This is a genomic window from Wolbachia endosymbiont of Cylisticus convexus, assembly GCF_003344345.1.
Genome location: NZ_QPIP01000105.1, coordinates 1 through 7985, shown reverse-complemented (window position 1 = coordinate 7985; position 7985 = coordinate 1). Strand labels below are relative to the sequence as shown.

Genomic DNA, 7985 nt, shown 5'->3' with positions numbered 1-7985 from the left:
TATGGATTATTATATAATGGAGATTAAAAATGGCAAAGGTCAAAAGTAAATTAGAGATAACGAATCCTAATGCAGCAGGAATCGATGTTGGCTCGGCTGTACATTATGTATGTGTACCCGAAGGAAGCGATGAACAACGTATACAAAAATTTAGCTGCTTTACGGAAGATCTCTACAACATAGCAAAATGGTTGAAAAAATGTAAAGTGAATACAGTAGCCATGGAGTCAACAGTGGATTCCTTTGTTTCAAGTACTTGAATCACACGGATTTGAAGTAAAACTGGTAAACGCAAAACATGTTAAAAATGTACCTGGGAGAAAATCAGATGTGCAAGATTGTCAATGGATTCAACAACTACACAGTTACGGGTTACTCCAAGGGTCATTTAGGCCAGATGTGTGTATTGCGTAGTTATGTTCGGCAACGTAAAAATTTAATTGAAAATGCTTCTACACATACTTTGCGTATGCAAAAAGCGCTAACACAAATGAATATTCAACTACATAGAGTTATAAGCGATACAACTGGTGTAACTGGAATGCAAATTATTAAAGCAATAATAGATGGTGAGAGTAATCCTGAAAAATTGGCTGAACTAAGAGATGGATGAATAAAAAGTGATAAATCTGTTATTGCAAAAGCATTAGCAGGAAACTATAGAAAAGAACACCTATTTACATTAAAGCAAGAATTTGAGCTATATAATATTTATCAGGAAAAAGTAGCAGAATGTGACAGGAGCATTGAAGAATATTATAAAACATTTGAGACAAAGTCTGATGAGAGTAAAAAGTTAGGTGAAGAGAAAAATAAGCATAGAAAAAGTAAACCAAACTTTGCTTTGCATGAAGAATTATATCGAGTAACTGGTATAGATTTTACCAAAATTCCTGGATTGGATATACTAACTGTACAAACTATCATTTCGGAAGTTGGTATTAACTATAATAAATGGCGATCAGAAAAGCATTTTACTTCGTGGTTGGGGCTAAGCCCTGCTAATAAAATTACAGGGGAAAAAGTGTTTAGCACAAGAACACGTAAAGTCATTAATCGTGCCGCGAATGCATTTCGAATGGCTGCTCATTGTGTATCAAGAAGCAATAGCGGAATAGGTGCATATTGTAGAAGGTTAAAAAAACGACTAGGTGCACCAAAAGCGATTACTGCTACGGCAAGGAAAATAGCATGTATCTTTTATAGTATGTTGAAGTATGGACAAGAATATGTAGAAAGAGGAATAGATTATTATGAAACACGTTACAAAGAGAAAGTTGTAAAAAATTTAATCAAAAAGGCACAGGAATTCGGTTATATCTTAGTTCAACAGGAATAACTAATGGGAAGTTTCTTAGAAGTATAGAAAGAGAAGTAGAAATGCTATTAAAATTAGCGTAGAAAAAACAAAGAATTTCAGAAGATTGATCCATATTTATAAATTTTCAATATTGACTAAATTGACATTTATGCTATAGTAGTACCAATTAAAAAAGTGGGGAAAGCAATGTCTAATGTTGGTCATGTAGTTATAGTTGGTTCTGGTCCAGTTGGGTCGTTTATGGCAGTGCTAACTTCATAGCTTGGTGTAAAAGTTACTGTTTATGAAAAACGTGAAGAATTTACAAGAGAGATTAACGTCAAAATAGATAATGGATTTTTTAAAGAGGTTCAGCAAATCTTTGATAGATTGGGGATAGATAGTAAATTCTTTGAAGAGCTGAACAAGGACTTAAAGAAAAGTGGCAATAAGATAGTTATAAAAAATCTAGAAAAAAAGTTCAAAGAAGAAGCACTATCAACTGGCAATGTTGAGTATAAAATGGAGAAAGTAAAAAGCTTTGAGGAAGTAGATGAAAAGCATAAGGATGAGAATCCAATAATACTGGATTGTACAGGAAGTAATAGCATGCTTCGGACTAATAAATTCGGCAGCAATCAAGATAACATGGTTACTATTCCACTTCAACATGCAATGTACATCAACCTTAAAGCAAAGAATGGTAAGCCTACTGCTTTGCATCAAGTAATGAAGAATGTTGGAGATATAAAGCTTGCTGATATTGTGGCAAGTAAACATGAAAGTGAAGTGACTGATGTAACAATTCCGGTCTTTATAAGTAATGAGCTAGCAAAGACATTTGATCAAAATTATCCTAATATAAACACAAACCCTTTATATCCTTTTCAAGCTTCTAATCAAGTGCCAGACAAAATACTTTATCCGATATCTTCTATCATATCAACTCTTATACTGAAGGATTGGAAAGTAGACCTAAATAGTGTAGTAGTAAAAAAGATAGAAATAAATTGCGGCTATGCTAAAAAGAGGAGTGAAGATCATTATATTTGCCTTGGTGATGCAGCAGTTAATTTAGCGTTCTTTAGGTCTTTAAATTTTGGTTTGGAATATGCTTTAAAATTCTTTATGAAATTATCGAGCTGTTATGGAAAAATTGAAATACACGATTTAAGCAAGAAGGAGACTGAGGAAATTAAAGGACAATTTAGGCAAGATAATCCACATCTAAATCCTGTAGAAGTGCATAAAGCTTATGGAAGAAATTCATACTTAGTGGTAACCAAAGTAAATCGCTATGGCTGCTTTTATTATAATGCAACAAGCCGCAAAACAGAAAAGCTGACTGGATTTTTTGGAGCTGAACACAAACAAATCAGCCGTGAATTAAAAAAGCTCAATAAAAGGTTAGATAATTGGAAATACGTGCTGCAGGAGTTTGAGCTAGAAAGAGATAGAGGTATAAAAAATGAAATAAAAGGCAATAAGCATAAAAACATTCGATACAATTTTTTAGCGAAATTGATAAGCAAGTTTACTGTTTCTTCTGCTGTAGCAAGTGAGAGCATAAAAGAAAGAGTATATGTACGTCCATTATATAAAAAGAATTATGAGTTTTTCTCAAAATGTTTTGAAATTATAAAAAAGGAAAATATATCAGATGCTAATGTAGATAAGCAAAAAACGATAGATTTAGTTGCAAAATTACTAAATAAGTATAAAGAATCACAGAAAGAAGTGGAGAGTAAAACTTTGCTAGGTAAAATAAGGAATTTCTTTCTGAAGTATATCAAAAAAATAAAAGAGTTTATTATCAGTATTTTTAGTGATAATGCTCTTAAAAAAGATAAGTTATTAAATCAGCTAGCAAATATATGTGCAGATGATACGTCCCCTGTTGAGAAGATAAATGCAATAAATGAACTGACAAAAATAACAGAACCTTTTATAAAAAAAGATGTCGAACTGCACTTTATTGTAAACTTAATTAGCAATAATATTCTAAAGCAAAGTGGGGCCACAGGCTTAATGAACGAGGAAAGTGCTTTAACACAGAGTCAAACTCCAGAGCAAGAAAAAACTGCTTTAAAAACTTCAGAGAAAAAAGAAAGAACTAAATCACAGAGTGTAGTAGGCACAGTTATTGATAATGTAAAAATGACCTTACCCAGAAAAAGTAGAGAGGAAGTTAAGGCATTTTTATTATGAAAATGATGAATCAAATTTCTCAGGAATGCAATGTAGAATGTCTACGCTGTTTATATAAAAAATTTCTATATATTCAAATATTGCGGTTCTAGCTTGTTGTGCAGAGTGTTGTAAAGTATCAATGAGTATGAGTGAACTAAAAAAGCTCTCTGAAACAGCATTATCATAACAACAACCTTTGTGATTCATGTGTGCCGTAGAAACAAAAGCTACGCAGTAGATGAGGGTAGGCCCCTCAAAGCCGGTTTACAAGAGCAGGCTTTAAACAACCATAAGCTGCTTTGGTAAAGAGCCAGGGTAGTGAGCGTTATGGAAAAGGCGCAATTATGCGTCATGTGTGAAACAGAGAGATGAACGTAAGTGAACCATTGAGGAAGTGTCGAAAGGATCTGAAGATGTCAAAACCAGGGGGTATGAGTTGACCTGGGAAGAATCTATCGGGAGCTTGTTTACTGGATAGATACCGTCTCGCCAGTCAACGAGAAAGTTATAAAAATTTGAGTCTAATTTGCATAACTGTATTGTAGAATCAAAAAATACTTCCAATTCACGTTCTGTAGAGCGGTATACAGATCATAGTTGTTGATAAGTAAATTAGTTTTATATATACAAGCAGAAATTTACTTATCAACATATACATTAACCAACTATACTCAATAAATTTGTATAAGATACCACTTTACATAAGATAGAAGGATATCATTTTTTGATTTTAAATCACTAAAGCTTCAGTCAATCTTCTAGCTCTGTAGTTTTTTATATGGTCAGGATTAAAAGCACTTTTGGATCTAAGAATACCGAAAATAATGTGGAGTAGCTTGCGCATTGCAGCACTAACAATGGCCATATTATGCTTACCCTTTTCCTTTAATCTTTGGCAAAAATTCATAATGATAGGATTGTGATTCTTAGCTACTATGGCAGGAAAGAACAGTGCCTTACGTAATGTTTGTGAACCGGATTTACTTAATCTGGGTTTGCCATATACAGAGGAACCTGACGTCATATTTCGTGGTATAACTCCTGCATATCCTACCAATTGCCTGGCATCTCTAAAAGCATTTGTGTCAGGAACTTCAGCTAAAATAGCTATTGCTGATTCCTCTCCTATACCTGGAATAGTTAATAGAAGTTGAAAATTTTTTAACAATTCCTTGTGTTGCTCTAATAGTTTACGTATGGAGTTTTTTATTATTGCTATTTTTTGCTCTGTGTTCATTGCAAGGTCTTCCCAAGTACTTAAAACTTCTTCAGGCAATCTCTCTTTTTTTTCTAAGTGGTTATTTACTAGTGTCAATTCATCTTTTAACGCAGCTAAGCAACGATAGAGATGTTTTAGTTTTTTCAATTCAGGGGCAGATGGTGTCCAACGAGTAGGCTCTTGTCTTTGACAATAATCAGCAATAATTTCTGCATCAGTCTGATCATTCTTTTGTCTTACGAGCTTACTCCTTGTATAAGATTTAATACAATAAGGATTTACAACACTAACAAAATGTCCAGCATTGTGCAGAAATTCAGCCAAAGCTTCGCTATAACAACCACATGCATGACTTTACTTCTTCCACGTTATGCTTTTGTAGAAAACTCAGCAGACCTTGAAACCCAGAATCCTCGTTTTTAAAACTCCTTTTTCTAGTTTCACGTTTTCCTTTTTTACTTATGAACGAGAGAAAAACATCAAAGCGATCTTTTGATACATCTATGCCCAGAAAGTTGTTGATCATATATAACCCCATACGTTACCATTTAAAATGAAAAGTAAGGCTTACCTTGTGAATACAGAATGAGAACCATTTAGGTCTTTCTACGATACCGTCCAGCCTATACTTTTGAGAAGGGAGCTCTTATCTATCCAGCAGATTTTATATCTAAGGTGGCGTTCAGAGTGCTTCCCTTCTCCATCTAATGCTTAAGCTTAAAACATTAGATGCTTTTCACAAGATACAAGATAGCATCCGGCATAGAGATGGCATGAAGCTGTTTTAGGCTATTGTGCGGAACTACGGGAACCTGTCATTTCGATGAAAAAGGGAAAAGTCCAAGGAGCTGATCTCTGAGGATGAAAGTACCGATGCGGAAAACAGGGGCGCGTAGTAGCGAAGAAGTTTCTGTAATGGAAATGGAGCGAAGGGGCTGAGTTATTCAATTTTATTAGTTGGGCAACCAGAAATGGGAGGAACTGACAAATAAAACGAGGCCATCAAATATATGATAGATGGCTAAATAATGGAAGCTGTATAAACCGAGATTGTGCGCCGTGGTACGCATTAAGAAATACTTAGCGGAGCTAAGCGGGGTTCAGAATAAAGGGCCTCGAGGTGAACAACTAACTTTAACCCGAAAGGGAAGGAGGACAAGAGCATGTATGTAAAGCGAGAGTTATCTGAAGATGTGTAAGATAACGGCTTGCAACACCTGATCAATATGGTTAAAGCTAAACTGCTTGAATTCCAATCTTCAGGGGTGGGACTTCACATCCATGGGTATCACATTTAAAACCCCATGTCTACAGTAAGCATAGATTAAACTTTCATCTGTGTGACATTCTGGCTGTAGAACGATAAGTAGTGAACTTATTTAAGAAGATGAATAGAAAACCTAAGTTGATCTAGAACAGTTCCTAGTGACGGAACATGGGATGACCTAAGGAACGCGAGTTCTATGGTTACGGAGTCATCGTAGTAGTCGTGAAAGTAACGAATCACCGGAGAGTGTGGGAAAGCCACATACAGGGCAAAGGGTGACAGATAATCGAATGTTGAAATTGGGAGGTACGCAGGATGCGGAAAGCTGAAACAATACTTAACATTATACGTGAACGTGGACAAAGAAATTTGCCGGTTAAAAACGTATATCGCCTACTTTATCAGCGTGATCTTTACCTTCGAGCGTATGGCAAACTTTGTCGTAATAAAGGTGCTATGACAGAAGGTGTGACAACTGAAACAGTTGATGGTATGTCTTTGGAGAAAATCGATAAAATCATAGAGGATTTACGCTATGAGCAATATCGGTGGACACCAGTAAAACGTATCTATATTTTAAAGAAGAGTGGTAAACGCAGGCCGTTAGGATTGCCAACATGGTCAAATAAGTTACTTCAAGAAGTAATCCGATTAATATTGGAAGCCTACTATGAGCCTAAATTTAGTGAATGTTCACATGGATTTCGACCAAAGCGTGGATGCCACACTGCATTAAGAGCAGTAATGCAAAAAGGCAGAGGTACAAAATGGTTTATAGAGGGAGATCTCAGTGCATGTTATGACTCAATTGATCATACTATGTTGTTGAAAATACTGAGTGAAAGCTTCCAAGATAAACGTTTTATTCAGCTAATCAATCGACTGCTAAAAGCAGGATATATGGAAAATTGGAAGTACAATAAGAGTCATAGTGGGGTACCACAAGGTTCTATTATTGGTCCAATTTTGAGTAACATATTACTCGATCGGTTAGATAAACATGTGGAACATATACTAATACCAGCAAATAACCGAGGTAAGCGAAGAAAGACAAATCCAAAATATTTAAGGTTAACCATGCAAGTATCGATGATGAGAAAACAAGGGAACTGGGATCAAGCAAAACAACTGCGTCAATTAGTGCAGAGTATGCCATCTAAGGATTCTTGCGATCCAAATTATCGACGTCTTTGGTATGTTAGGTATGCTGATGATATTCTGGTAGGGTTTGCAGGACCAAAAAATGAAGCTGAACAAATTAAAAATGAGATTGCTAAATTCCTCAATGAGGAGCTCAAACTTATGCTTAATGAAGATAAAACGCTTATTACACACGCATGTGATAGCAAAGCCAATTTTTTGGGTTATGAAATACACGTCTTGCATGCAGATGATAAACATGATCATCGGACACAACGATGGGTAGTATTGGATCACATCATATAAAGCAGAAAAAGTGTATGCGTTGTGGAAAGCCTATACATTTACCTCAACGTATATTTGATACAGCTTACAGTATTGTTGCTCAGTATCAAACTGAATATCGAGGAATTGTACAATATTACAAAATGGCCTACAACCTTCACACACTAAGTTATTTGAAGTATGTGATGGAAGTATCATTAGTAAAGACTTTAGCATCTAAATACAAAACAACTTGCAGGAAAATTTATAGAAAATTTGGTGCGATGATTGAAAACGATGAAGGTGAAAAACGAAAAGTCATCCAAATCAGAGTAGATCGTTTACCATCAAAGATACCATTAATTACACACTTTGGTGCTGTATCACTAAAATGAAATAAATGGGTAAGCATAAGTGATAACCTTATACCAATATGGAATAAGCGTAGTGAAATAGAGCAAAGACTATTGGCACAAACTTATGTAAATCACAAGAGCAGATTGAAGTACATCACGTACGTAAACTTGCTGATTTGCTAGGTAAACGTAATACTGAGCTACCGAAATGGAAAAAGAGAATGATTGAACGACAGAGGAAGACTCTTG

General features: G+C 35.2%; 4 protein-coding genes and 3 pseudogenes. 5 read left to right on the top strand and 2 right to left on the bottom strand.

The features are described from left to right. Positions 1–29: 29 nt before the first annotated feature. Both Wcon_RS08415 and Wcon_RS08410 read left to right on the top strand, forming a co-directional pair. Positions 30–1339 (top strand): annotated as a pseudogene (locus Wcon_RS08415) (IS110 family RNA-guided transposase). 351 nt (positions 1340–1690) lie between these two features. Continuing rightward, the gene (locus tag Wcon_RS08410; RefSeq protein ID WP_114517853.1) at positions 1691–3508 is read left to right on the top strand and encodes a hypothetical protein; all 1818 of its coding nucleotides are present in this window, start codon (positions 1691–1693) and stop codon (positions 3506–3508) included. 19 nt (positions 3509–3527) lie between these two features. Here the strand turns inward: Wcon_RS08410 and Wcon_RS12190 are convergent. Both Wcon_RS12190 and Wcon_RS08400 read right to left on the bottom strand, forming a co-directional pair. After that, positions 3528–3697 (bottom strand): annotated as a pseudogene (locus Wcon_RS12190) (IS3 family transposase); the annotation flags it as partial. Between the two features lie 523 nt (positions 3698–4220). Beyond that, positions 4221–5235 (bottom strand): annotated as a pseudogene (locus tag Wcon_RS08400) (IS110 family RNA-guided transposase). A 1110-nt stretch (positions 5236–6345) separates the two neighbouring features. On the opposite strand from Wcon_RS08400, the gene Wcon_RS11575 reads away from it, so the two are divergent. The 3 genes from Wcon_RS11575 to Wcon_RS12855 all read left to right on the top strand — a co-directional run. Further along, positions 6346–7422, top strand: a complete 1077-nt coding sequence (locus tag Wcon_RS11575) for a reverse transcriptase/maturase family protein (RefSeq protein WP_201796975.1) — start codon at positions 6346–6348, stop codon at positions 7420–7422. Continuing rightward, positions 7395–7775 carry a group II intron reverse transcriptase/maturase gene (locus tag Wcon_RS11570; RefSeq protein ID WP_237350120.1) on the top strand — a complete coding sequence of 127 codons (381 nt, stop codon included), beginning with the start codon at positions 7395–7397 and terminating at the stop codon, positions 7773–7775. Before Wcon_RS11575 ends, Wcon_RS11570 begins: the two co-directional genes overlap by 28 nt. Positions 7776–7912: 137 nt before the next feature. Then, positions 7913–7985 (top strand): hypothetical protein (locus Wcon_RS12855; RefSeq protein ID WP_338062152.1); only part of this gene is annotated, 73 nt, incomplete at its 3' end.